Consider the following 22,679-nt stretch of genomic DNA (forward strand, 5'->3'; position numbering starts at 1 on the left):
GTCCGCGGCCGCAGGTCTGTCAGCGCCTCCACATGGCGCGGCTCATGGAGTGGCTCGCTGGTCGGGGTGGTACTGGCGAAGTTCTTCGTGGTCAGGAGCCAGCTCGGCGATGACGGCCCCGAACACCGCGGCGAGTGTCCGGGCCTGTTCGGGATCCGTGTGTGTTGCGAAGTAGGTCCTCACCCCGGCCACGTGTACCGGCCAAGCGGCCTCAAGCGCTGCGAGCCCGTCGTCGGTAAGGACTGCGTACCAAGAGCGTCGATCGCTGCGGCTGCGTTCCCGCGTCACCAGGCTCCGGCGTTCCAGGGAGTCGACCAGGCGGGTCAGACCGCTGCGGCTGTAGACCACGGCTCGGGCCAGATCCGCCATCGGTAGCCGCCGCTCCGGCGCCTCGGACAGCTGGACGAGGACGTCGTAGTCGATGAGCGACATGTCGGCGTGTTCCCGTAGATCCGCGTCCAGGCGCCCGACCAGCAGCGCGTGTCCCTTGAGTACAGAGCGCCAGGCGCGCTCCTGATCGGCGTCGAGGAAATCTTTTTCTGCCACAGGGGAATGGTACGCGGCGCGATAGTTGTTACTACAATCATCGGCACGCGAACGAGGTGCCTGGCCCTGCAGGAGACGCGACCACAAACGGAGCGGAAGAGCGAGGCCAGGCACTCACCGCTCATGCGTGCGCCGACTCCCTGCCACTTCACCGACATGATCAAGGAAACCCATGACCTTCGCCGTTGACTCCACCGCCCTCGACCTGCTGTTCCGTGAGGCTCACACGGCACACGCCTTCACTGACGAGCCGGTGACCGACGAGCAGGTTCAGACGATCTACGACCTGATCAAGATCGCGCCGACCGCCTTCAACCAGTCCCCGCTGCGCATCACGGTCGTCCGCACGCCCGAGGCACGTCAGCGCCTGGTGCAGCACATGGCCGAGGGCAACCAGGACAAGACCGTGGTCGCCCCTCTGGCCGTGATCCTGTCCGCAGACGCGGAGTTCCAGGAGGAACTGCCGCGCCTGTTCCCGGCCTTCCCCGCCGCCAAGGACGCGTTCTTCTCCGAGCGCTCGGTACGTGAGCAGTCGGCCGTGCTCAACGCGGCGATGCAGGCGGCGTACTTCATCCTCGGCATCCGCGCACTCGGCCTCGCCGCAGGCCCGATGAACGGCATCGACCACGCGGGCATCCAGAAGGAGTTCCTCGACGAGGACCACATCCCGCTGATGGTCGTCAACATCGGCAAGCCCGCTGCCAACGGCTACTTCCCGCGGTCCCCGCGTCTGGACTACGCCGAGGTCAGTGCGACCGTCTGACCCGCCTGGCGGGCGGTGCCCCGGGCGGTCGTCCGGGGTACCCCCCGCTCGTTCCCATCCCCTCCACGTCCCCAAAAGGCAACCCCCAACTCACCCCTCCCCAGGGGGAGTCGAACCACCGAAAAGGATCCCGCTCATGTACATCACCGCCGCCATCCTCAGCGTCCTCCTTGCCCTCGTCACCCTCGGCTCGGGAGCGCCCAAGGCACTCCTCAAGGGCGACGTGCCCGCCATGCTGCAGTCGCACATGGGGCTCAGCTCCGGACTGGTCCGCTTCATCGGGCTTGCCGAGATCGCCGCGGCCGTCGGTCTGGTCGTCGGGCTCTTCTGGCAGCCTCTCGGTATAGCCGCGGCCATCGGCTTCGCCGTTGTGATGGTCGGCGCCGTGGGCTTCCACGCCAAGGCCGGCGACTACGCCGACGCCAAGACACGAGGCAACGCCATGGCCCCCATCATCCTCACGGTGCTGTCCATCGCCACGGCCGTCACGCTCGTTCTCGCAATGTGAGTGCAGTTCGCATTGCAGCCTCTTTCGGAAGGCGTCTGAGGGGTGTCACGCCCGGTCGGACGCCTTCCGGGGCCGCGGTAAGCGACCAGCCGCAGAGAGCGCTTGGCTCCCGGGCGGATGTGAGCAGAGCCTGGTACCCGCCTGTTCGTACGACGTTCGCACGGCCCGGAAACGAGAGCGCGGTGACGAGTGACAGGCGCCGAGGCGGGCCCGGAGTCACCCGCCTCCATGCCGCAGTGTCTCCGAAGGCGCCTGACCGAAGCGCTCGCGATACGCCACGGCGAAGCGCCCCAGGTGGGTGAAGCCCCACCGATACGCCACGTCGGTCACAGAGTCCGCACCCGCCAGGAGATCGCGGTGTACCCGATCGAGTCGGAGCGTGCGGAGGTACACGCTCGGCGACATGCCCAGATGCTCGCGGAATCCCTGCTGGAGCCGCCTGGTGCTCACTGCGGCGACCTGCGCCATCTGTGGCAGCGACCACGGTTCCTCCGGTGCTCGCTCAAGCGCGTCGACGACTCGCTTGACCGTGCGGGGCCTGACCGGCGGACGCTCCTCGTGCAGCTCGTCAGAGTGGTCATGCCACTGCGCTCGCAGAAGCGAGTCGATGACCAGCAGTTCGAGTTGCTCCCGGTAGGACGCGGAGTCGCGTACCAGGCTGTGCTCGGTATCGAGCCCGGTGAGCAACAGCTGCACGGCCGCAAGCCAGCTGCGTCCAGCCGGCGCGCGCAGGTCCAATCCCAGGGAGAACCTCACCCAGGAGGCGACCGGCCGACCGATCATCGCCTCCAGCTCGCCTTCCAGGGATCGGCGGTTGATCTTGATGCAGAGTTGTCCGGCGTCCGCGGTCCAGCGAGGTAGGAGGGTGTGCTCGCGAGGTGTGAAAACCGCCGCCTGTCCCGGCCTGGTGGTGACTGATTGCTTGCCGCAGTGCGATTCGACCGCCCCCGACAGGGCCACGTTCACGTGGTAGGCCCCAAGCGCCCCAGGGTCGAGACGCGTCTCAGTCCCGAAACGGACGAATCCGAGGGTCAGGTGCTTGAGGCTCACCGCGCTGAGCAGCGCGCCCTCAAGGGTGTCGTTGCGGCATGTCGGCTCCACCCGAGCTGGATAGAACACACCGTTGAGGCTTTCCCGAAAGGCGTCGAACCGAGCCGCACGACAGAGCGTGTAGGACCGAAGGACATCGGGTTCACCGCTCATCGCCTGCGCAAGCGGCTCGATCGTCGTTGACCGTTCCATGCTGGACGCTCCTTGGGGCGCCGCCGCGTCAGCACTGCCGTTCGCGGCCACGCCTTCATTTTCTAGTCTGTCCCGTCTGAAAAATAAGCGGGCCAAAGGGGCATGTCAACGGCGTGGACGAGGAGGGGCGCGCCTCGCGGAATATAGTTTGCGTCGCAACTGTTCGCATGGGAACGATATGCATCGAGTGATACGACGCCTAGGAAGGGCCGAACATGTCCAGGACGATGCGGGCCGTCGTGCTCACCGAGCCCGGCCCGGTGGAGAACCTGCACATCCGCGAGCTGCCCCTCCCGGATCCCCCACCGGGCTGGGTGCGCATCGCGGTGAAGGCATTCGGACTCAACCGCTCCGACCACCACATGCGGATCGGCGTGGCGGAGGGCGTGCGGTTCCCCATCGTGCCCGGGCTTGAGGCCGTCGGCGTCGTGGACGTCGCGCCGGGCAGCGATCTGCGGCCCGGCCAGCAGGTCGCCGCCCTCATGGGGGGAATGGGCCGCGCGTACAACGGCGGATACGCCCAATACACCGTGGTCCCCCGAAGCTCCGTGGTCCCGTTCCGCTCCGACCTGCCGTGGGCCGTTCTCGGCGCCGTCCCGGAGACCCTGCAGACCGCTCACGGATCACTCACCACCGGGCTGGACCTGCAGCCCGGGCAGACGTTGCTGATCCGAGGCGGTACCTCCGCCCTCGGCTATGCCACCGCGGCCCTCGCCCGAGAACGGGGCGCCAGGGTCCTGGCCACGACCCGTCGGCCAGAGCGCCTCGACACCCTCGCCGCATACGGCGTCGACCACCCGGTCCTCGACGACGGTTCCGTGGCCCGCCAGGTCCACAAGCTCGTTCCCGGCGGGGTCGACGCCGCGCTGGAACTGGTCGGCACCCCCACTCTGCCCGACACGCTGGTCTCGACACGGATCCATGGAACGGTCTGCTTCGCCGGAATGCTCTCCGACCAGTGGACGGTCCCCGACTTCTACCCCATCGCCTACATTCCGCGAGGCGTCCGGCTGACCGCCTACGGTGGCGGTGCCGCCGACCTGCCGGCGCAGGTACTGCAGCACTACCTCGACGGTATCGCCGACGGCACCATCAGCCTCGGCCCGTCCCACATCTACCAGTTCGACGAGATCCGCGACGCCCATCGGGATGTGGAAACCAACGCCGTCAGCGGCAAGCTCGTCGTCCTCACCGAGCCCGAGGCGCACGTCTTGCCTGCTGCCCGGCCCGACCGCAGCACGTCCTGACCTCCTCGCCCACTCGAACGAAAGGAGCCGTGATGCGCGCAGCGTGGTACGACCGCAAGGGGCCCGCCCGTGACGTCCTCGTCGTTGGTGACCTGCCCGATCCCCAACCCGGCCCCGGCGAGGTCCGGATCAGAGTCGGGGCGTCCGGCATCAATCCGGGTGACGTGGGAAAACGCTGGGGCCCGCCTGGGGCGCCCATGCCGTTTCCTCGCGTGATCCCGCACAGCGACGGTGCCGGAGTCATCGACGCCGTCGGCCCCGGTGTTGATCAGCAGCGGGTGGGACAGAAGGTGTGGTGCTACGGAGCTCAGTCCTACAGGCCGTTCGGCACCGCCGCGGAGTGCTGCGTCGTTCCGGAAGGGCTCGCCGTACAGCTCCCGGACAACGCTGACACGCACCTGCTCGACCAGGCCGCCTGCCTGGGCATCGCAGGCATCACCGGCTACCGGGCTCTCTTTGCTGACGGCCCGGTCACCGGATTGACCGCGCTGGTCTACGGCGCCGCCGGCGGAGTCGGATCCATCGCCGCGCAAATGGCCGTACGCGACGGAGCCCAGGTGCTCGGCGTCGTCCGCACCGTGGCGCAGCGGGACTTCGTGCGTGGGCTCGGGGCACACGAGGTGTTCCTTGCCGACGACCCGCACCTCGCAGACCGTATCCGGAAGGCGGCGCCCGAAGGTGTGCACCGCATCGCCGAGATCGACTTCGCCGGGCACATCGATCTCAATGCCCAGATCATCGCCGTGGGCGCCACGATCAGTTCCTACTACTCGGCAGAGCCTCGGCCATCCATCCCCTACTGGCCCCTCGGGTTCGCCGACACCACACTGCGACTGCTGGGCAGCGACGACTTCACTCCCCAGGTGAAGGCACACGCCGCCGCCGAACTCACCAGCGCTCTGTTGGACGAGAGTTTGCGCATCTCCATCGCCGAGCGACTTCCGCTCGACCGCATTGCCACCGCCCACGAGCACATCGAACGCGGCACCGCAGGGCGCGTGCTCCTCCACATCTGACCGCTCGTGCGCTGCCGTGAAGAGGCATCGCAGAGCCGGTGCAGACCAAGTTCTCCCTGCGCGCCGACTGCCATACGCAGTGCGCAGGTCCACCCCCCACTCGTCGTTCCACTCTCCTCCACACGAAGGAAGCCCCCACAGTGACCAGCCCTCTCACGACCTCGGAGCCCCAAGTGTCCACCCGGGAACCCGCTACCACCGGCCACGCGGCCACCGTCCACGCCTACGACGCGGGTCTGCTCCTGATCCGTCTGGCTCTCGGCCTGACCATGGCGGCACACGGCGCCCAGAAGCTCTTCGGCTGGTTCGGCGGTGGCGGCATCGACACGTTCGGCCAGATCTTCGCCGCGAGTGGCTATCCCTCGGGCAGGGCCATGGCCGTCGTCGCCGGGACCACCGAACTCCTCGGCGGCCTGGGCGTCGCCGTCGGTCTGCTCACCCCGCTGGCAGGCGCCGCCCTGGTGGGAACCCTCGTCAACGCGATAGCCGTCAAATGGGGCGGAGGCTTCTTCGCTCCTCAGGGCGTGGAGTACGAACTGCTCCTCACCGCGGCGGGGGCCGGCATCGCCCTCACCGGGCCCGGCCGCTACGCCCTCGACCGTTTCCTCCCCGTCCTCAAGGCTCACCGGTTGGCCTACGGCACGGCCGCGGTTGTGGTGGGCTTCGTCAGTGCCGGCGTGGTGCTCCTCCTGCGCAAGTAGGGGCCCGCGGGGCCGCGGCATCGCACCCGCATACAGCAGTTGCGCCAATGAGTGTCACCGAGTTCGGGCGGTGTCGGCCCGGAGCCTGGACACCGCCCGATGGGGACCGATGAAGCTCTCATGCCGTGGGAGCGGCCGAGCCTTGTTGCCACCGGGCTGCCTCAAGCGTGTTGTGCAGGAGCATCGCGATCGTCATCGGCCCGACACCGCCAGGCACCGGTGTCACGAGGCTCGCCACCTCCGCCACTTCCTCGAACCGGATGTCACCGTGCAGGCCCTCGTCTCCACGGTGGATGCCGACGTCCACCACCACCGCGCCGCGACGGACCTCGTCCCTGCCGATCAGTTGGGGCACACCCGCCGCCACGATCAGCACGTCTGCGCGTCGGCACGCCTCGGCGAGGTCCTTGGTACGGGAATGGCACACCGTGACCGTCGCGTTTCGCGCCAGAACGAGCTGAGCCATGGGACGACCGACCAGGACGGAGCGACCGACGACGGTCACCTCGGCACCGGCCAGCGGCACCTCGTACTCATCGAGCAACCGCACAATCCCCGCCGGCGTACAGGGGCGCAGTCCCGGGCACCCCTGAGCGAGTCGGCCGGCGTTCTCCACCGTCAGCCCGTCCACATCCTTGTCGTAGGGGATGTGGGCGAGCAGGGCCTCCGAGTCCAGGTGGGCGGGGACGGGAAGCTGCAGCAGGATCCCGCTGACCTGCTCATCCGCCGCGAGTTCGGCGATCACCTCACGGATCTCTTCCTGTGTGGCAGTCGCCGGCAGGTGGCGGTGGAAGTCCCGCATGCCGGCCGCGGCGCAGGCACGACGCTTGTTGTGGACGTACACCTCCGACGCCGGGTCGTCCCCGACCAGGATGGTGGCGAGCCCAGGTGTGCGGCCGCCCTGAGCGACAAGCTCCGCGACCCCCTTCGCCACCTCGTCGCGGACACGGCGTGCGACCGCGGTGCCGTCGATGAGCCTCGCGCTCATGCTCGTCTCCTTTCCGGCCGCTGCTAGGCCTTGCCTCCGACAGCGGCCCGCTTCATGCGCTGAACGGAGCCGGCATACGGCGCGGGAGCGACCGTCGCCCGGATCTGGGTCTGCTCGTGTCGCTCGACCTGCGGCTTCCTCGATCCGCCGTCCGGCTCGCCCCAGGTCAGCACCAACTCGGCTCCCAGCTGGGCGTGTTCCTGATCGAGCATCGCCAGGGACAGCACATCCCCTTGGTTGTTGATGTAGCCGGTGTGACAGGAGACCCCCGCCATGCCACCGGTCGCGGCGCGCACCTCGTCGAAGTGATTGAAGCTGTAGTACGCGACGGGGAAGTCCAGCGCCTTGTACCGTGGCCCCTCACCGAATTGGGAGCCGAGCACCCTCAGGACGTCGTCGCGGTTCCACACCAGCGTCCTTCGGGTCCGCCGCGCTTCGGCGGGCAGGTCCTCCAGGGCTTCGCGCCCGATGAAGTCGTGGTCGAACTTGACGATGCGCTCGTAACCGAGGTCGTACGGCGTCGCGTAGTAGTCCTCGATGTCGGGCGAACGGAAGCTTCCGCCCAGCTGTGTGTTTGCCTCCCACGATTCCGCGGACAGCCACTGCCGGTAGTCCCGCAGCTCCTCGCCGGTGTAGATCCCCGGCACGGGGTAGGCCATCCACGCGCTCACCATCGGCGTGCTGAAGTAGGCCTGCGTACCGGCGAGGACGAGTCCGTACGGTTCACCCGCCTCGGTCAGCGCGTCGCGAACGAGGTCGTGATCGTCGAACGGCCCGGACAGCTCCACTCCCTGGTGGCCCGCCATCCCGTGGCGCAGCACGAGCACCTCGCGGCCGCGTATCTTGACCCGGGCGGTGCGGAAGAACGCGATCTCGGGAACGTCGCCCTCGACTGCCTCAGCGAAGATCTTTCCGGCTGCTGGGCCGTCGAGCTGGAAGCGGTAATTGACCCGCCTGCCCGTCGGGTTGGCCGTCGAGTGGTTGTCGCGCAGCACCTTGACGTCGTAGCCGCCGGTCTCTGCGTGGAAGTGCACCCAGTTCAGCACCGGCATGCCGCTCACCAGCTCGAAGCTCTCGTCGCCGAGCCGGTAGGCGATGCAGTCACCGATGACGTGCCCGCGGGGGGAGCAGGCGACGAACTGCTTCGCACGATCGGTGGTGAAGTTCGAGAACGTGTTGATCCCAAGGTGCTCGAGCAGCCGGAACGCATCGGGACCGGTCAGGAACAGCTCGGGCATGTGGTGGGTCTGCTGGAAGAGGACGGCGGTTTCACCCCAGGCCCGCTGCTCGTCGCGCCAGTTCGTGTAGGCCGGTGGTATGTGCGCGGCCGCAGCCGTACCGGCCCGGCTGAAATGTGGTGCCGCCGTGTCGTTGTAGAAGTGGTCGACCAGCTTCGGCTGACCGTCCATGAGGTCCTGAAGCGACCGCTCTGTCGATTCTCGGGTCACGTTCTGTCCTTCCAAGGGCTTTGCGATTGGCGTCTGTTCGGGGCTCTTCGCCGACGGACCGGATTCGTGACCGGCCGTGGCACAGCTCAGAAAATGATCGTCCGGTTGCCGTTGCGGATGACTCGGTCCTCGCAGTGCCAGAGCACTGCCCGTGCGAGCACCTGACGCTCGACGTCCGCACCCCTCCTGACCAGTTCGGCCAAGCTCTCCTCGTGCGACACCCGCACCACGTCCTGCTCGATGATCGGCCCCTCGTCCAGGTCCTCGGTGACGTAGTGCGCCGTGGAACCGATCAGCTTCACCCCGCGTTCCTTGGCCCGCTTGTACGGGCCGGCACCGATGAAGGCCGGGAGGAATGAGTGGTGGATGTTGATGACCGGTACGCCGACCTCCTTGAGGAAGGAACCCGACAGGATCTGCATGTAGCGGGCCAGTACGACCAGGTCGGTGTTGTCGGCAAGGAGTTTGACGATCTCCGCTTCTGCCTCTGTCTTGTCTCCCCCCGCCGGGGTGGGGACATGGAAGAAGGGAATTCCGAAGAACCTCACGTCCTCCGCCACGTCGGTGTGGTTGGAGATCACCATGGGAACCGAGATCGGGAGCTCTCCACGCCGCTGACGCCACAGGAGATCCAGCAGGCAGTGATCCGACTTCGACGCGAGGATGGCCACTCGAAGAGGCGTCGACAGATCCCGAAGCCGCCACTCCAGCCCCAACTCGCCGCCGACAACGGCCTCCAGATCCGCCGTGAGGGCAGGCATCGCCGCGGCGAGGTCGGGCACGTGCATGACCGTGCGCTGGAAGAAGGCTCCGCCCTCCGGGTCCTCGCTGTGCTGGTCGAGGGAGACGATGTTCGCTCCGTGCTTGGCCAGGACACTCGCGATGGCGGCTACGATCCCGCTCCTGTCCTCGCCGTGCACGACGAGACTCGCGTGATTCTTCGGCAGGTTGTTGTGTGCCATGTCTCTATCGCCTCACTCGTGCCGGGCGTTCTGGATCCATTCGGCGGTCGCGCGAACGCCACCGAACGTATAGAAGTGCAGGGAAACGTCACCGTGGCGATCCGTGTCGAGCTCTGTTTCGAGGCTCTCGACAAATCGGTTGGGCCCTGCTGTGCCCAGCAGTCCGGTCAGTGAAAGGCCGTACTTCTGCACGACACTCGCGGAGGACTGAACTCCGAAGCGGCGCGCATAACGCAGCAGCCGCTGCACACCGGCTGGTCCAGGCACTCCGACGCGTATAGGCGAATCGATCTCGCGCGCCCTGAGTTTCTCGATCCAGGCCACCACGGGACCCGTGTCAAATCCGAACTGCGTGGTCACCGAGCATGCAAGGTCCTGTTCACGAAGGGCCGCCCACTTCTGCTCGACCGCTTGCCACAAAACGTCGTCGTCGATCTTCGGATGCCCCTCGGGATAGCCCGCGACATTCACGTGGCGAACTCCGTGAGCACCGAGTAGACCAGTGGAGATGACCGAGAGAGCGTCGGGGAAGGGCCCTTCGGGCTCGGGCGGGTCACCCCCTATGACCACGATCTCCTCGGCCGCGTCGGCCTCGGCGAGTGCAGCCAGGTAGTCCTTGAGGTCCTCTTGTGATCGAAGTCGCCGGGCGGACACGTGCGGTACAGGTCGGAATCCCAGTTCGCGGACCAGGCGCGCGGCCTCCACGCGCAACGCCATGTTCTCGTTGCCCAGGAAGGTGATATTCACCCGAGTACCCGGCGGAATCTGTGCCGCGGCGGCCTGAAGTTCCTTCACGTCCTTGCCTGTGATTTCCAACGAGACTGTGTCCAGCAGGCCCGGTGCCTGACGCCCCGTCTGATCGGTCGAGCTGTGCATCTCACTCCTCACGAAAGGCGGGCACCGCTTGCACCCGGCAACCGTCATGACATCGGCCCTGCGTCCTGGGAAATCGCTGTCGATCAGGCAGTCGGTCCGGAAACCTGGGCCTCTCGCCACGACAGTGCCGATTCATGACGTTAAGAGAGCCTCGACTCGGGCCTCATCCACATCGCGACGCGCTTCAGCCGCAAGGCGAAGGAGTTGTCGAGCAGTCCGCCTACTCGTGCGAGCGCACCGTCAGGTCACCCAGAGTCCCGATGTTCACCGAGGCGCGCGATCACGGACGGTGTCCCGGAAGGCGATCGGAGTCTGGCCCGTGCGCTGATGGAAGTACTTGGTGAAGTGGGTGGCGCCGGCGAAGCCGAGCTGCGCGGCGATCCGGGTCGAGCTCTGGTCGCTGTGGGCGAGGAGGCGTTTGGCTTCGAGTACGACGCGGCGGTCGATGAACTCTTTCGCGCCTACGCCGGCAGTGGCCTGGCAGGCGCGTGCAAGGGTGCGTGCGGAGTAGCCCAGGGTGTGGGCGTAGTCCTCGACCCGGCGGGTGCGGGTGAAGTCCTTCTCGACGGCGTCCCTGAAGCGAAGGAAGGCCGAGTCCGGCGAGGGAGCGGGGCTCTCCCAGACCGTGGTGGGGTGGGCCAGGCGGAGCACGAGGACGGCGAGCAGGTGGCGGAGTGTCGCCGTGTGGATGTCCAGGGGGAGCTGTCCCAGGGCCTGGAACTCTCGGGTCAGATGAACGAGGGCCAGGCTGAGGGCGGCAGTGTCGTCAGCGAGGGGGCGGTGCAGGACGGGCGCGTGCGGATCGTCCAGGCGGGCTGCGGTGGCGGTGTCTGAATCAAGGACGCTGGGCTGGAACAGCACGAGGGTGCCATCGGCTCGAGTGAGATCGCCCCACTGCTGCACCTGCCCTGGGCGCACCCACAGCCAGGAGCCCACCTCCAGCCGATGGTCGGTGAAGTCCACCGTGTGCTGCAGCGAGCCATGGGTGAGCGTGAGCAGGTGGTGGAAGTCGGGACGCTGCGGGGTGGCAAGACGGGCGGCCGGGACCCGGTCTCGCAGGCCGGCCAGAGTCGTCACTTCGATGCCTGCGGGCGTTCCGGCGGGGGCGGCGAAGGGGACCTCCGGGATCCCTGCCACGTCTGTTTGTCGGTTTCTGACCATATCCAGTCCGTAGCTTACCCACCCACCCTCCCTTGAGCCTCCGAGACTTGGAGAAGGAACTCAGCAGGACGGTGCTGGAAGTCCGAAAGAGGACATCGACACCGTCACTTCACCGCACCCAAGGAGGAGAGCCATGAGCACCACCGCGAAGGACACCGTTGTGCAGGCCGCGGCCGAACTGTTCGGCGCAAAGGACCCCTCGGCCGTGGACCGCTGGACGGCCCCCGGCTACACCCAGCACAGCGCGCTCGCCGCGGACGGCCCCGAGGCCCTGCGTCAGCTGGTCACCTCACTGGGGGAGGACTTCCGCTACGAGGGCGCCCGAGTGATCGCCGACGGCGACCTCGTCGCGCTCCACGGCACCTATCACGGCTTCGGTCCCGCACCGCTGGTCGGCTTCGACATCTTCCGCGTCGACGCCGACGGCAAGCTGGCGGAGCACTGGGACGCCCTGACCCCGCAGGTCACCGAGACGGTCTCCGGTCGCTCGCAGACCGACGGCGCCACCGAGGTCACCGAGCCGCACCAGACCGAGGCCAACCGCGCCCTGGTGACCGCGTTCGCCGAGAAGGTCCTCGTCGGCGCGGACTACTCGGTGCTGACCGACTACATCTCCACCGAGACGTATCACCAGCACAACCCGGAAGCGGCCGACGGCCTCGACGGGTTCGGCGCCGCCGCGGCGAAGTGGGCCGAGCAGGGCAAGAACCTGATGTACAAGAAGGTCCACAAGACGATCGCCGAGGGCGAGTTCGTGCTCCTGCAGTCCGAGGGCGAATTCGGCGTCGCTGTGGCGTACTACGACCTGTTCCGCGTCGTCGGCGGCAGGATCGTCGAGCACTGGGATGTCATCGCCCCCATCCCCGCCGAGCTGCCGCACGGCAACGGCCTGTTCTGACCGTGCCCCTGTTCCCTTCGCACCGCCCGTTGCTGGGAGGGAAGCGAAGGGCCACTGCCCGCCGCACGCCAACAGAGGGAACCATGGCCGCAACCCATCTGGACCTAGACAGCTATCGCACCACCATCGCCCTTGACCAGCCGTTCCAGCCGTCGGCACAACCGGCGGGGCCGCAGCAGCAGGAAAAGGCGGCGCGCATGGCTTTGGCCGGGCTCCTGCGAGAGCGTGCCACCGGCGACCTCGGCATGACACCCGACAGTGCGGCCTCGCTGACGGAGGAACAGACACGACGAGCGCTGCGGGCCGTGCTCAACGTGCGGGGGCCCGGTCCGCGGCCGGAGGGCGTGGACGAAGCGCTGGACGCCCTGTTGGGCGGGGAGCGCGAGAGACGCGACATCGTGGACGCGGCAGGCCTCGCCACGATCGCCGAGACGTACCCGTCCACCGGCTACGCGGCGGCGGAGTCGACCGTGCTGTGGCAGGGCGACATCATCACCCTCGCCGCCGACGCCGTGGTGAACGCCGCCAACAGTCAGATGCTGGGATGCTTCCTACCCCTGCACACCTGTATCGACAACGCCGTCCACAGCGCAGCCGGACCGCGTCTGCGGGACGACTGCGCCACGATCATGGCGTTGCAGGGGCAAGCAGAGCGGACCGGCGACGCGAAGATCACCCGCGGCTACCAACTCCCGGCTCGCAACGTTCTGCACACCATCGGCCCCGTTGTCAGCGGGGCGCTGACCGCTGGACACGAACGCCTGCTGGCGCAGGCGTACCGGTCGTGCCTGGAGGTCGCCGCCGAGAGGGGGGACGTGCGCAGCGTGGCGTTCTGCTCCATCTCGACCGGTGTCTTCGGCTTTCCCAAGCTCCCGGCGGCCCGCATTGCCCTGGCGACGGTCTCGGACTGGATGGCAGCGCACCCGGACCGGCTCGAACGTGTCGTCTTCAATGTCTGGTCCGAGGCCGACCTGGCGGTCTACGTACAAGCCCTGACCGAGGAAAGGTGATCCGACCGTGAGAGACAAGCAGTCGGCAGCGGACATCACGGCTACCGTGCGTGCCTGGCTGGACGAGGCTGACCACGTCCTGGTCACTGCCGGGGCAGGCCTGACTGCAGCGGCCGGATACGACTACGGCGACACCGGCCGCTTCAAGGAACTCTTCCCGGCCCTGTACCGACTCGGCCTGCGCTCGCGTTACATGGTCGGCGTCCCGCTGCCGCCCGAACTGCTGTGGGGCTACTGGGCCGTGCACATCTCCGACATCCGCTTCGACCCCCGCCCCAATCGCCTCTACCAGGACCTGCACGCGCTGGTGAAGGACAAGGACACGTGGGTGATGACGTCCAACGTCGACGCCCTGTTCGCCCGCAACGCCTTCGACCCGGAGCGGATCTTCACCCCACAGGGAGACTACGGCCGCTATCAGTGCGCCACCCCGTGCACCCGCCAGACGTGGAGCACCAAGCCGCGAGTCGAGCAACTGCTGAAGGCCTACGACCCCGAGACCGGCATGATCACCGATCCGGAGACGCTGCCTCGCTGCCCGAACTGCGGCGCGGACGTCGAGATCAACGTCCGCATAGGCCCCGAATTCGTCGACGACTCCTACCTCCCGGCAGCCGACCGCCTCCAGGACTGGCTGAACGCCATTCCCGCCGAGGACCGGCTCCTCGTCCTGGAATTCGGCGCGGGTTTCAACACCCCCGGCGTCATCCGACGGCCCGGCGAACACATCACCCGCCACCTCCCAGGAGCCCGTCTGGTCCGCGTCAACCCCGAACATGCCGATCTCCCCAACGACCTCACCGGCCGAGCCCTGCCGGTCGCCGCCCGTGCCGATCACCTGATCAGCACGCTCACCCGCCCCTCATCCGCCATCTCGACCTACGGTGACTACTGTGAGTGATCTCGAACAGAACACAGCCACAGCCCAGGCGTTCTACGACCTGATGTTCAATCAGTGCCGCCCGGCCGAGGCCATCGACAGATATGCCGGTGACACCTACATCCAGCACAACCCGCACGTCGCCGACGGCAAGCAGGCGTTCGTCGACTACATCGTCCGTATGGCCGCGGAATCCTGTAGCTCGGGGCGCGCCTTGACGGTTCTGCGCAGGTAGCGGACCAACGAGTGCTGCAGCTGAGGGTGGAGATGGGCTTCTGGCTGGTCGACACGGCAGACGAGCCGGGCGGACGGCCGCGTGAAGTCCCTGAGGGGGCTTCCCGAGGAACGTCCGGCTCCACAGGGCATGGTGGTGGCTAACGGCCACCCGGGGTGACCCGCGGGACAGTGCCACAGAAAACAGGCCGCCGGGGATCTCGGTCCTCGGTAAGGGTGAAACGGTGGTGTAAGAGACCACCAGTGCCCAGGGTGACCTGGGCAGCTAGGTAAATTCCACCTGGAGCAAGGTCAAAAGGAAACACCCCGGTGTTTTTCTGCGCGGACGTTCGAGGGCTGCCCGCCCGAGTCCGCGGGTAGAGCGCACGAGGCCGGCGGCAACGTCGGCCCTAGATGGATGGCCGTCTCCCCGGCCGCCGCGAGGCGACCGGGCGACAAAATCCGGCGTACAGCCCGACTCGTCTGTCTTCAGGGCTCTGACCTGGTCTTCTCTCATGGGCTGTGAGCCCGTCATCGGCCAGTACGGCATACCACGAGCGGTGGTCGCTGCTGCTGCACTCCCGGGCCACCGTGCCCCGGCGCTCCAGCGAGTCGAGTAGGCGGATCAGGCCGCTGCGGCTGTAGACCATGGCTCGGGCCAGCTTCGCCATCGGCAGCCGACGCTCCGGTGGCTCCAACGGCTGGATCAGGGTGTCGTAGTCGATCAGAGACATGCCGGCATGCTCCCGCAGATCCGCGTCCGGCGGCTCACCAGCTGCGCCTGTCCCTTGGGTAGGGAGCGCCGGGCGCGCTCCTGGTCGACGTCGAGGAAATCTTTTTCCGGCACAGTGGAATGGTACGCAGTGCGATGATTGTTACTACAATCATCAACACGCGAACGATGTGCCCGAGCGTGAGAGAGGCACGACCATGAAATCCCCATCGCGGCGATCGGCGAAGTGCCGGATAGTCCCGGCCTGTCCTGCGCATGGCCGCGGTGCCGATCGGGACGATGACGCACGGTAGCTGAGGTGCGGCGATGGGACCGCGGGCCCCAACCGCCCGCAATGAAGCGTGCTGCCACCCGTGTCCTGGATGTTCCAGGACGATTTTGAGAGGCGTTGGAAGGCGAGAACGAATGTGACCATCCAGACATCAGACGTGGGGAATCTACCCTCGGCCCTGACCACGTTTGTGGGCAGGGATCGGGACCTCGCCGAAGTGCGCCACCGTCTGGGGACGACGCGGCTGCTGACGCTCACCGGTGTGGGCGGGGTGGGCAAGACACGGCTGGCACTGGAGGTTGCCGCCGCGTCGGCGGTGGATTTCGCGGACGGCGTCTGGCTGGTGGACCTGGCGCCGGTGCGGGATCAGTCGTTGACGGCGAACGCCACGGCGAACGCGCTGGGCGTGCCGGACCTGGGCGCCAGGCCGATCGTCGACCAGCTCTCCGTCTTTCTGGCCCACCGCAGTCCGCTGATCGTGCTGGACAACTGCGAGCACCTCATCGATGCCTGCGCCGAGCTGGCACATGCGCTGCTGTCGGCCTCCCCCGGGCTGCGCATTCTGGCAACCAGCCGCCGGGCGCTGGGGATCTTCGGCGAGCACCTCTTCGCTGTCCCTCCGCTGGCGCCGGACGACGCGGTGGAACTGCTGCGGGACCGGACCACCGCAGTGCGCCCTGAGTTCCGGATCACCGACGGCAACCGCGCCCAGGTCCGCAGGCTGTGCGACGGCCTGGACGGGCTGCCGCTGGCCATGGAACTGGCCGCGTCCCGGCTGCGGACCCTCACCATCAACGAGGTGGTCAACCGGCTGAAGGACCGCTTCGGACTGCTCACAAGCGGCAGCCGGGTCGCCCGGCCGCACCAGCGGACGCTCCGCGCGCTGGTCGACTGGAGTCACGAGCTGTGCACCCCTGCCGAGCGGCTGCTGTGGAACCGGCTGTCGGTCTTCGCCGGCGAGTTCGGCCTGGAGGCGGCCGAGGGCGTCTGCTCGGGCGACGGCATCGCCCAGGACGAGGTGCTCGATCTCCTCGACCGGCTGGTCGCCCAGTCTGTCGTCCTGCCCACCGAGCGCGAGGGTCTTCCGCGCTACCGGCTGCTGGAGACCCTCCGCCAATACGGGAGGGAGCGGCTCGCCGAGTCCGGTCAGGAGCAGTGGATACAGCGGCGGCACCGTGATTTCTACTTGGCCCTCGCCGAGCGCACCGCCGATGGCTGGTACGGCTCCGGCCAGCAGGAAAGCCTGACCCAGCTGCGTGCCGCGCATGCCAATCTGCACGCGGCCCTGGAGTTCGGCGGTGACCCGCAGGCCACCCTGGTGCTGGCCGCCGCGCTGCGTTTCCACTGGTGCGAGGGCGGATTTCTCGGTGAGGGACGCCACTGGCTCGACCGGGCGCTGGCCGCCGCACCGGAACCCAGCCCTGCCCGTGCCAGGGCGCTGTGGGCGGCCGCCTGGGTGGCGGTGCTGCAGCACGATCACGCTACGGCGTACCGGTGGCTGGACGAGGCTGGAGCGCTGGGCGAGCAGCTGGAGGACCCGGTGGTGTGCGCCTACGTCCAGAGCCTGCGCGGCACGTTGGCGTTGTTCAGCGGCCGTCTGGAGGAGGCCGTATGCTCGTTCGAGGCAGCTGTGACCGCTCACACGGAAACAGGCGAGGAGATCGGGGCGATCTACGCGATGATCCAGATGGCTGCTGCCCAGTCCCACCTCGACGATCCGCGCACCACGCAGACCTGCCGGCAGGCGGTCGCCCTCGCCGAGGCGCATGACGGGCAGTTGGTCCTCGCGTATGCGCAGTGGACGCTCGGCTACGACGCCTGGAGGCGCGGCGACCTGGCAGAGGCCGTGGTCATGATCCGGGCCTCACTGGAGAACGAGCATGGTTTCAACGACTTCCTCAGGGTCGCGCTGATGCTGGAGCAGCTCGCCTGGGTCACCGCCGCGGGCGGTGACCACATGCAGGCGGGACGGCTGTTGGGTGCCGCGCGTGCCCTGTGGCGGGACACCGGCACCTCCATCTCGACGTTCGGCCCGCACATGGTCGAGCAGCACGCCCAGTGCGAGGAGGAAGTCGTACAGGCCCTGGGCCCGGCAGCGTACAAGACGGCCCTCGAGCAAGGCGGCAACCACCGCGGCCCCGACGAGGCCATCGTCTACGCCCTGCGCAACGAGTTCGAGCCGACCGCCGTGGCCCCTGCCCCGAGCCCGCTGACGCGCCGGGAGCAGGAAGTGGCCGCGCTGGTGGCCAAGGGCATGAGCAACCGGCAGATCGCCTCCGCGCTCGGACGCTCCCCGCGCACGGTCGACGGCCACGTCGAGAACATTCTGGCCAAGCTCGGCTTCGGTTCCCGTGCCGAGATCGCGTCCTGGTGGACAGCGAACCAGGTGCCCACCCCGTAGGACAACCCCGTAGAAACACCCGGGTCCCGGGCAGGGCCCAGGCCCGTAGAAGTACCCATGGCCTCGGGGCAGACCCCGCGCCGATCCTTCCGGCATGACTCACAACAAGCGTTTCCTCCTCCGCGGCGGGTCTCGGATCTGCGGCGCGGGGGTGCGCCCCACTCCCGCGATACGTCGAGGGCGGTCGGCAGCCGGATCCGTGACAGGAACACGCCCGACCGATGTCAGTCAACGCTTCCGTTCTCCATCGCACACAGCACCCGGAAGGGACGGCCGGTCAGTCCCGCCAGCAGTGCGTGAGCGGCCCGTGCCGGCCTAAAGGCCACCATCAAGATCGGCAATCCCCGCACGCCGCAATCCAGTCAATAGGTCGCTGACAACAAAAAGGAACTCAAGTGACGAACTCGAAGCGGGGTCTTCCCCGTAGATCATTCCTGTCCGCGGCGACGGCCGTGGCGGCCGCCGGCGTTCTGGGCGGCGGCGTGGTGGTTGCCGGCGCCCCCGCAGCGAGCGCCGCGACCGGCGCGGACATCACCTGGCGCATCACCACTGAGCCCGGCGACGAATCCGACGGTGCTAAGAGGACCTACGCCGCCATGCTCAACGCCATCAGACAGGCGGTGAGGTCCCACCAGGTCAGACCGGAGGACGGCCGCCCCGTCGACGTCACCGACGCGGGCGGGACAACCCAGTACATCAGTGTCGACCTGCATGCCGAGGGATTGCCCGACTTCATCCGGGTGTTCATGCGCCGGTCGGACGCCTACGTCATGGGATGGCGGCAGGGCACCGAGGACGGTGCCGGAACGATTAACTGGGGCACATTCTTCACGCTGGACGCCGCGGTGGCGCCAACCCTGAACGGGACCGCCAACCCTGCTCTGCTGCCGGGTTCCACGAACGCGAACACGGACACGCGCTACGACAGGCTCGCGAACTACAACGATCTGCAACAGCAGGGCGCCACCCGCGACGGCATGCAGATCACCCCCTCCAGCCTCCACAACGCCGTGCTGCAACTCCAGGCCGCTCCCCAGCCCGAGACCAGGTACATCGCGCAGTCGCTCCTCCAGATCATCGTGGGGCTCGCCGAAGCCACTCGGTTCCGGAATCAGGCGGCTGCAACCGTGACGGCATTCGGCAACGGTCAGCCGTACACCGTCACCCCGGAACACAGGGAGCAGCACAACAACTGGGGCCTGATGAGCGAAGCGCTCCTGGCCGCAGTCATCGCGGGTGCCGCCGTCCTTGCGGCTCCCATCGTGATCGCCGGCATCGAATACGAGACCGCGGTGGCCCTCGCGGCCGTGATGATGTTGGCCCACCACTCGGGCAAGAACAGCGGCGGGAAGAAGCTTGAGGGCAGCACGAAGCTCGTCGCGCCCGACGGCACCGGCGACTACTGGACCGTGCAGGCCGCGATCAACGCCGCTCCCACGTACGGCGTGAACACCATCTTCATCGACAAGGGTGTCTACCACGAGGTCATCAGCGTCCCGAAAGACAAGTCCTGGCTGACGATCCAGGGCGTCACCGGCAACCGCGGAGATGTCGTCATCTACAACACCAGGTGCAACGGGATGATCAACCCTGCGACCGGCACGAAGTACGGCACCCAGGGCAGCGCCGTGGCCACCTTCAGGCCGCCCAACCTGACCGTCCAGGACCTCACGATCAGCAACACGTTCGACAGCAATGCCCACCCGGAGATCAGCCCGTACGAGACCCAGGCCGTCGCGATCGCCGCCATGGGTGACCGCCAGACGTACGACAACGTCTCGATCATGAGCCATCAGGACACCCTGCTCGTCAAAGGCGACACGCCCACGACCCAGGCCCGGCAGCACTTCGTCAACTGCCTCATCCGGGGCGACGTGGACTTCATCTTCGGCAACGCCACCGCGGTGATCGACCGGTCCACGATCCAGGTGCTCCCGTGGCCCGGCGGCACGGTGGTGGCGCCGAACACCGACAAGAGCAAGAAGTACGGGATCCTGATCATCAGCAGCACGATCACCACCACCGGTGTGCCGAACGACACGATGCACCTCGGCCGACCGTGGAACAACACGGCGGATGCATGGCCCCAGGCGGTGGTGCGCAACTGCGACATCCAAGCGGGCATCAAGGACGCGCAGCCCTGGACCAACATGCTCCCCGAGTACCCCTGGCAGTATGCCCGCTTCAAGGAGTACAACAACTTCGGCCCCGGAGCCGGCGTCGGCGCGAACGCACCGAAGCTGACCGACGCAGAGGCGGCCGACTACACCGCGCAGAAGTATCTGGCTGGCACCGACGGATGGAACCCGGTCGGGTGACCGCGGCCGAGGCGGCAGGCACACTGCCTGCCGGGGGCGTCCTCACCCTCGCAGCGCGATGAACCACGGCGAGGCCGCAGGCGCAAGGACCGCCCCGGCCTCGCCACTCCATACTTCGCAAGCCTCCTCGCGGGCGCCCGCCGAGGACGTACTCGATGACAGCGGTAGCGGCCGTTCTCCACGCCTCGAGGCGTCGAGTAACGAAGCGCGAGAGAAAGGCCGCTGCGTACGAGTCTTCCCGTCCCAGGACCCTCAGGCGACGCGTTGGACGCCTTATGTACGCGGCGTTGGACCGGGGCTGGCCGTACTCCTTCGTCGCCGCCCTGGAAACGGGCCGCACCGCGTGGGTCGCACTACTGGAGACGCCGTATGTCTTGGGCCCGCCGACGACGCGACCGCCGTCACGGCAGCCCAACTCCGCGACATTTTCGAGCGGTTGATGCAGGCCAGGTAGTGGAAGCCAGGAGATCCCGAAATCCTGATCGTCATGGACTCTGGCTATTACCTTGCCCATGCGCTGGCGGATTTGCCGCTCGTGCTGCTCGGGCGTCTACGCAGGGACCGCGTCATGCGCCGCGACCCTGGACCGCCCGTTCCGGTCCCTGAGGCGGTCGCTCTCGCCGGCTCAGTTGAAGTCTGTCGGGATGCAACGACGCGGGGAGTCGAGGCTTTTCGCCGGTGAGGTGCGGCAGGGCACGCGCGGGTCGCAGGGGGTCGATCCCGTGCGGAATCGACCCCGTTGGTGTGCCCGCGGTCAGGAAACGGCCCACTGTTGACTGGTCGCGCCGGTGCCCGTCTCCTGGTCCACGGCCGCTTTCTGAGTGGTTGAGCCGCTCACGACGCCGATGTCCAGGTCGCTGCCCACGCCAGCGAGCGTGTAGGTGCTGCCGCTGTAACTGCCGACCAGGTCGAGGAACCATTGCTGATTGGTCCCGCCGTTGCATGTCCACTGCTGCAGTTGCAGGCCAGTGGCGGTCGACTGGTTCGGTACGTCCAGGCACAGGCCGCTGTTCACGCTCTTCAGCGTGTAGATGTTGTCGGCCACCTTGGTAAGGGTCCACTGCTGGTTGGTGCCGCCGTTGGCCGGCCATTGGATGATCTTCGCGCCGGTGGAGGTGGATTGGTTCTCCACGTCCATGAGCATGGAGCTGTTCCCGTTGGTCAGGGTGTGGACCCCGTCAGAGGGAATGCCGCTGCCAGGCGTCCACGTGCCGGCGGCGGTGTCCAGGGACCAGGTGGGGTACTGGCCGACGTTCACCGTCGTGCCCCTGATGGTGGTGGGCAGCCAGATCAGCTTCGACGCACCCAGGTTGGAGGTGTCCCAGCGGTCGCCCGCGTAGATGTACGTGGTGCCGGCAGAGCCCTGGACGGTGATGACGTTCGCCGTCTGGCTGCCGTAGGTGTGGGTTCCGGGGGCGGCGAAGTTCCGGAAGGCCGACCAGGGGCCGCTCAGTGAGGTGGCGGTGGCGTAGATGTTGTCGTTGAGGCTCCAGCCCGTCAGGTGGGAGCCGAACACGTAGTAGGTGCCGTCCTTCTTGATCATGGCGGGCGCTTCGACGCTGTTACTGCCGCTGCCGCCCAGTACGGCCACCGAGCTGTCGACGGTCAGGTAGTCGGCGGACAGCTTGTCGATGCGCAGGCCGTTGTTGCGGTCCTCGCTCAGCAGGTAGGCGGTGCCGTCGGTGTCCTGGAACAGGCCGAGGTCACGGCTGAGGTTGCCCAGCGGGCGGAAGCTGCCCTGGTAGGTGTAGGGGCCGCACGGCGTGCTGCTGGTCGCCACACCGACCTTGGCTTCGGAGTAGTCCGTGCTGTCGATGTGCATGTACATCACGTACGTGCTGGTCGACGCGTTGTATATGACCTTGGGCCGTTCCACGACGCGGCTCGGGCCCAGGTCGCCGCTGGCCTGCTTGGCCAGCGCGACTCGCTGGTAGGTCCAGGTGGAAAGGTCGGTCGAGGTGTAGCACGGGATGTCCTGGAACGACGTGTCCGACGACGTCTCGCCGGTCTTGTCCTCACCGAAGCCGTACCAGGTGCTGCCCACCTTGATGATGCCGAGCCCGTGCAGTTGGAGCGCATTCCCGTTCTGGTCGGTGCGTGAGGCGCCCGTCGTGAACGACACCGTGGCCGCGTGTGCCGCCGTTGCCGGAAGCAATAGCGCGACGAGGCCGCCAGGAGTGTCAGGAAGGCGGTGGTTCTGTGCCGCCACTGGGCGGCGCGCGGGCGGGGTGCTCCCTTGGACATGCTCGTCCCTCTCCTTCGAGGTTCAGGTTTCCGGGGCACGTCGTGTGGGGGGAACCGTCCGCCCCGTTCGTGGCTCTTCGCCGCAGGCGATCTCTTGTGCCCGGCGGGGACCAATCAGATGCGCGGCGGGTTCAAGCCGTCAAGAACCGCGATGGGCTTTGTTGATTCTTGACTGATTGGTGCAGGGGCAAACTCAGCTGAGGAGGGTGGAAAGAAGTGCACATTGCGTGTAATTCCGGTTATGGACTAGGAG

20 protein-coding genes, 1 other RNA gene and 1 pseudogene are annotated in these 22,679 nt (G+C 67.5%); 13 read left to right on the forward strand and 9 right to left on the reverse strand.

What is annotated here, in order from left to right:
- Nucleotides 1–42: 42 nt before the first annotated feature.
- Nucleotides 43–546 (reverse strand): MarR family transcriptional regulator, encoded by a 504-nt coding sequence (locus ABZT06_RS20925; protein ID WP_355742644.1) that lies wholly within the window; start codon nucleotides 544–546, stop codon nucleotides 43–45.
- Nucleotides 547–718: 172 nt separating this feature from the next.
- Here ABZT06_RS20925 and ABZT06_RS20930 point away from each other — a divergent pair, with 172 nt between their 5' ends.
- Together ABZT06_RS20930 and ABZT06_RS20935 are read left to right on the forward strand one after the other, a co-directional pair.
- On the forward strand, nucleotides 719–1,309 hold the full coding sequence (locus ABZT06_RS20930) for a malonic semialdehyde reductase (protein ID WP_355742647.1): 591 nt from the start codon (nucleotides 719–721) through the stop codon (nucleotides 1,307–1,309).
- Nucleotides 1,310–1,445: 136 nt separating this feature from the next.
- The gene (locus tag ABZT06_RS20935; protein WP_355742650.1) at nucleotides 1,446–1,817 is read left to right on the forward strand and encodes a DoxX family protein; all 372 of its coding nucleotides are present in this window, start codon (nucleotides 1,446–1,448) and stop codon (nucleotides 1,815–1,817) included.
- A gap of 216 nt (nucleotides 1,818–2,033) precedes the next feature.
- Here the strand turns inward: ABZT06_RS20935 and ABZT06_RS20940 are convergent, their stop codons facing one another.
- Nucleotides 2,034–3,059: an AraC family transcriptional regulator gene (locus ABZT06_RS20940; RefSeq protein ID WP_355742653.1), complete on the reverse strand. Its 1,026-nt coding sequence runs from the start codon at nucleotides 3,057–3,059 to the stop codon at nucleotides 2,034–2,036.
- A 215-nt stretch (nucleotides 3,060–3,274) separates the two neighbouring features.
- Between ABZT06_RS20940 and ABZT06_RS20945 the strand changes: the two genes are divergently transcribed.
- The 3 genes from ABZT06_RS20945 to ABZT06_RS20955 all read left to right on the forward strand — a co-directional run bounded on the left by ABZT06_RS20945 (nucleotide 3,275) and on the right by ABZT06_RS20955 (nucleotide 6,023).
- Nucleotides 3,275–4,306, forward strand: coding sequence for a zinc-binding dehydrogenase (locus tag ABZT06_RS20945; protein WP_355742656.1), 1,032 nt, complete (start codon nucleotides 3,275–3,277; stop codon nucleotides 4,304–4,306).
- A 32-nt stretch (nucleotides 4,307–4,338) separates the two neighbouring features.
- Nucleotides 4,339–5,322, forward strand: coding sequence for an NADPH:quinone reductase (locus ABZT06_RS20950; protein ID WP_355742659.1), 984 nt, complete (start codon nucleotides 4,339–4,341; stop codon nucleotides 5,320–5,322).
- 173 nt (nucleotides 5,323–5,495) lie between these two features.
- The gene (locus tag ABZT06_RS20955; protein WP_355743075.1) at nucleotides 5,496–6,023 is read left to right on the forward strand and encodes a DoxX family protein; all 528 of its coding nucleotides are present in this window, start codon (nucleotides 5,496–5,498) and stop codon (nucleotides 6,021–6,023) included.
- A gap of 118 nt (nucleotides 6,024–6,141) precedes the next feature.
- Here ABZT06_RS20955 and folD read toward each other — a convergent pair whose 3' ends face one another.
- From folD to ABZT06_RS20980, 5 genes are all read right to left on the reverse strand, one after another.
- Nucleotides 6,142–7,011 carry a bifunctional methylenetetrahydrofolate dehydrogenase/methenyltetrahydrofolate cyclohydrolase FolD gene (gene folD, locus ABZT06_RS20960; RefSeq protein WP_355742662.1) on the reverse strand — a complete coding sequence of 290 codons (870 nt, stop codon included), beginning with the start codon at nucleotides 7,009–7,011 and terminating at the stop codon, nucleotides 6,142–6,144.
- A 23-nt stretch (nucleotides 7,012–7,034) separates the two neighbouring features.
- Nucleotides 7,035–8,459 (reverse strand): aminomethyl transferase family protein, encoded by a 1,425-nt coding sequence (locus tag ABZT06_RS20965; RefSeq protein ID WP_355742665.1) that lies wholly within the window; start codon nucleotides 8,457–8,459, stop codon nucleotides 7,035–7,037.
- A gap of 86 nt (nucleotides 8,460–8,545) precedes the next feature.
- Nucleotides 8,546–9,421: a formyltetrahydrofolate deformylase gene (purU, locus tag ABZT06_RS20970; RefSeq protein WP_355742668.1), complete on the reverse strand. Its 876-nt coding sequence runs from the start codon at nucleotides 9,419–9,421 to the stop codon at nucleotides 8,546–8,548.
- Nucleotides 9,422–9,433: 12 nt separating this feature from the next.
- Nucleotides 9,434–10,297: a methylenetetrahydrofolate reductase gene (locus ABZT06_RS20975; protein WP_355742671.1), complete on the reverse strand. Its 864-nt coding sequence runs from the start codon at nucleotides 10,295–10,297 to the stop codon at nucleotides 9,434–9,436.
- Nucleotides 10,298–10,561: 264 nt separating this feature from the next.
- Nucleotides 10,562–11,458: a helix-turn-helix transcriptional regulator gene (locus ABZT06_RS20980; RefSeq protein ID WP_355742674.1), complete on the reverse strand. Its 897-nt coding sequence runs from the start codon at nucleotides 11,456–11,458 to the stop codon at nucleotides 10,562–10,564.
- 133 nt (nucleotides 11,459–11,591) lie between these two features.
- Between ABZT06_RS20980 and ABZT06_RS20985 the strand changes: the two genes are divergently transcribed.
- The 5 genes from ABZT06_RS20985 (at nucleotide 11,592) to rnpB (ending at nucleotide 14,945) form a co-directional block, all read left to right on the forward strand.
- The gene (locus tag ABZT06_RS20985) at nucleotides 11,592–12,356 is read left to right on the forward strand and encodes a nuclear transport factor 2 family protein (protein WP_355742677.1); all 765 of its coding nucleotides are present in this window, start codon (nucleotides 11,592–11,594) and stop codon (nucleotides 12,354–12,356) included.
- 83 nt (nucleotides 12,357–12,439) lie between these two features.
- The gene (locus ABZT06_RS20990) at nucleotides 12,440–13,366 is read left to right on the forward strand and encodes a protein-ADP-ribose hydrolase (RefSeq protein WP_355742680.1); all 927 of its coding nucleotides are present in this window, start codon (nucleotides 12,440–12,442) and stop codon (nucleotides 13,364–13,366) included.
- A gap of 7 nt (nucleotides 13,367–13,373) precedes the next feature.
- Nucleotides 13,374–14,267 carry an NAD-dependent protein deacetylase of SIR2 family gene (locus tag ABZT06_RS20995; RefSeq protein WP_355742683.1) on the forward strand — a complete coding sequence of 298 codons (894 nt, stop codon included), beginning with the start codon at nucleotides 13,374–13,376 and terminating at the stop codon, nucleotides 14,265–14,267.
- On the forward strand, nucleotides 14,260–14,481 hold the full coding sequence (locus ABZT06_RS21000; RefSeq protein ID WP_355742686.1) for a hypothetical protein: 222 nt from the start codon (nucleotides 14,260–14,262) through the stop codon (nucleotides 14,479–14,481). Before ABZT06_RS20995 ends, ABZT06_RS21000 begins: the two co-directional genes overlap by 8 nt.
- 61 nt (nucleotides 14,482–14,542) lie before the next feature.
- Nucleotides 14,543–14,945: RNase P RNA component class A (gene rnpB / locus ABZT06_RS21005), an RNA gene on the forward strand.
- Nucleotides 14,946–15,183: 238 nt separating this feature from the next.
- Here the strand turns inward: rnpB and ABZT06_RS21010 are convergent.
- Nucleotides 15,184–15,306 (reverse strand): hypothetical protein, encoded by a 123-nt coding sequence (locus tag ABZT06_RS21010; protein ID WP_355742689.1) that lies wholly within the window; start codon nucleotides 15,304–15,306, stop codon nucleotides 15,184–15,186.
- Between the two features lie 314 nt (nucleotides 15,307–15,620).
- Between ABZT06_RS21010 and ABZT06_RS21015 the strand changes: the two genes are divergently transcribed.
- The 3 genes and pseudogenes from ABZT06_RS21015 to ABZT06_RS21025 form a co-directional block, all read left to right on the forward strand.
- Nucleotides 15,621–17,864: a LuxR C-terminal-related transcriptional regulator gene (locus ABZT06_RS21015; RefSeq protein ID WP_355742691.1), complete on the forward strand. Its 2,244-nt coding sequence runs from the start codon at nucleotides 15,621–15,623 to the stop codon at nucleotides 17,862–17,864.
- Nucleotides 17,865–18,259: 395 nt separating this feature from the next.
- Nucleotides 18,260–20,182 carry a pectinesterase family protein gene (locus ABZT06_RS21020; RefSeq protein WP_355742694.1) on the forward strand — a complete coding sequence of 641 codons (1,923 nt, stop codon included), beginning with the start codon at nucleotides 18,260–18,262 and terminating at the stop codon, nucleotides 20,180–20,182.
- Between the two features lie 296 nt (nucleotides 20,183–20,478).
- Nucleotides 20,479–20,759 (forward strand): annotated as a pseudogene (locus ABZT06_RS21025) (transposase); the annotation flags it as partial.
- Nucleotides 20,760–20,936: 177 nt separating this feature from the next.
- On the opposite strand, the gene ABZT06_RS21030 reads toward ABZT06_RS21025, so the two are convergent.
- Nucleotides 20,937–22,304 (reverse strand): RICIN domain-containing protein, encoded by a 1,368-nt coding sequence (locus tag ABZT06_RS21030; RefSeq protein WP_355742697.1) that lies wholly within the window; start codon nucleotides 22,302–22,304, stop codon nucleotides 20,937–20,939.
- Between the last annotated feature and the right edge of the window lie 375 nt (nucleotides 22,305–22,679).

Source organism: Streptomyces sp. NPDC005483, assembly GCF_040606035.1.
Lineage (GTDB): Bacteria > Actinomycetota > Actinomycetes > Streptomycetales > Streptomycetaceae > Streptomyces.

Excerpts from the sequence above, each read along its gene's own strand:
- folD (WP_355742662.1), bottom strand. The coding sequence starts at position 7,011 with ATGAGCGCGAGGCTCATCGACGGCACCGCGGTCGCACGCCGTGTCCGC.
- ABZT06_RS20950 (WP_355742659.1), top strand. The coding sequence starts at position 4,339 with ATGCGCGCAGCGTGGTACGACCGCAAGGGGCCCGCCCGTGACGTCCTC.
- ABZT06_RS20985 (WP_355742677.1), top strand. The coding sequence starts at position 11,592 with ATGAGCACCACCGCGAAGGACACCGTTGTGCAGGCCGCGGCCGAACTG.
- ABZT06_RS20930 (WP_355742647.1), top strand. The coding sequence starts at position 719 with ATGACCTTCGCCGTTGACTCCACCGCCCTCGACCTGCTGTTCCGTGAG.
- ABZT06_RS20975 (WP_355742671.1), bottom strand. The coding sequence starts at position 10,297 with ATGCACAGCTCGACCGATCAGACGGGGCGTCAGGCACCGGGCCTGCTG.
- purU (WP_355742668.1), bottom strand. The coding sequence starts at position 9,421 with ATGGCACACAACAACCTGCCGAAGAATCACGCGAGTCTCGTCGTGCAC.
- ABZT06_RS20935 (WP_355742650.1), top strand. The coding sequence starts at position 1,446 with ATGTACATCACCGCCGCCATCCTCAGCGTCCTCCTTGCCCTCGTCACC.
- ABZT06_RS20945 (WP_355742656.1), top strand. The coding sequence starts at position 3,275 with ATGTCCAGGACGATGCGGGCCGTCGTGCTCACCGAGCCCGGCCCGGTG.
- ABZT06_RS20990 (WP_355742680.1), top strand. The coding sequence starts at position 12,440 with ATGGCCGCAACCCATCTGGACCTAGACAGCTATCGCACCACCATCGCC.
- ABZT06_RS20940 (WP_355742653.1), bottom strand. The coding sequence starts at position 3,059 with ATGGAACGGTCAACGACGATCGAGCCGCTTGCGCAGGCGATGAGCGGT.
- ABZT06_RS20980 (WP_355742674.1), bottom strand. The coding sequence starts at position 11,458 with ATGGTCAGAAACCGACAAACAGACGTGGCAGGGATCCCGGAGGTCCCC.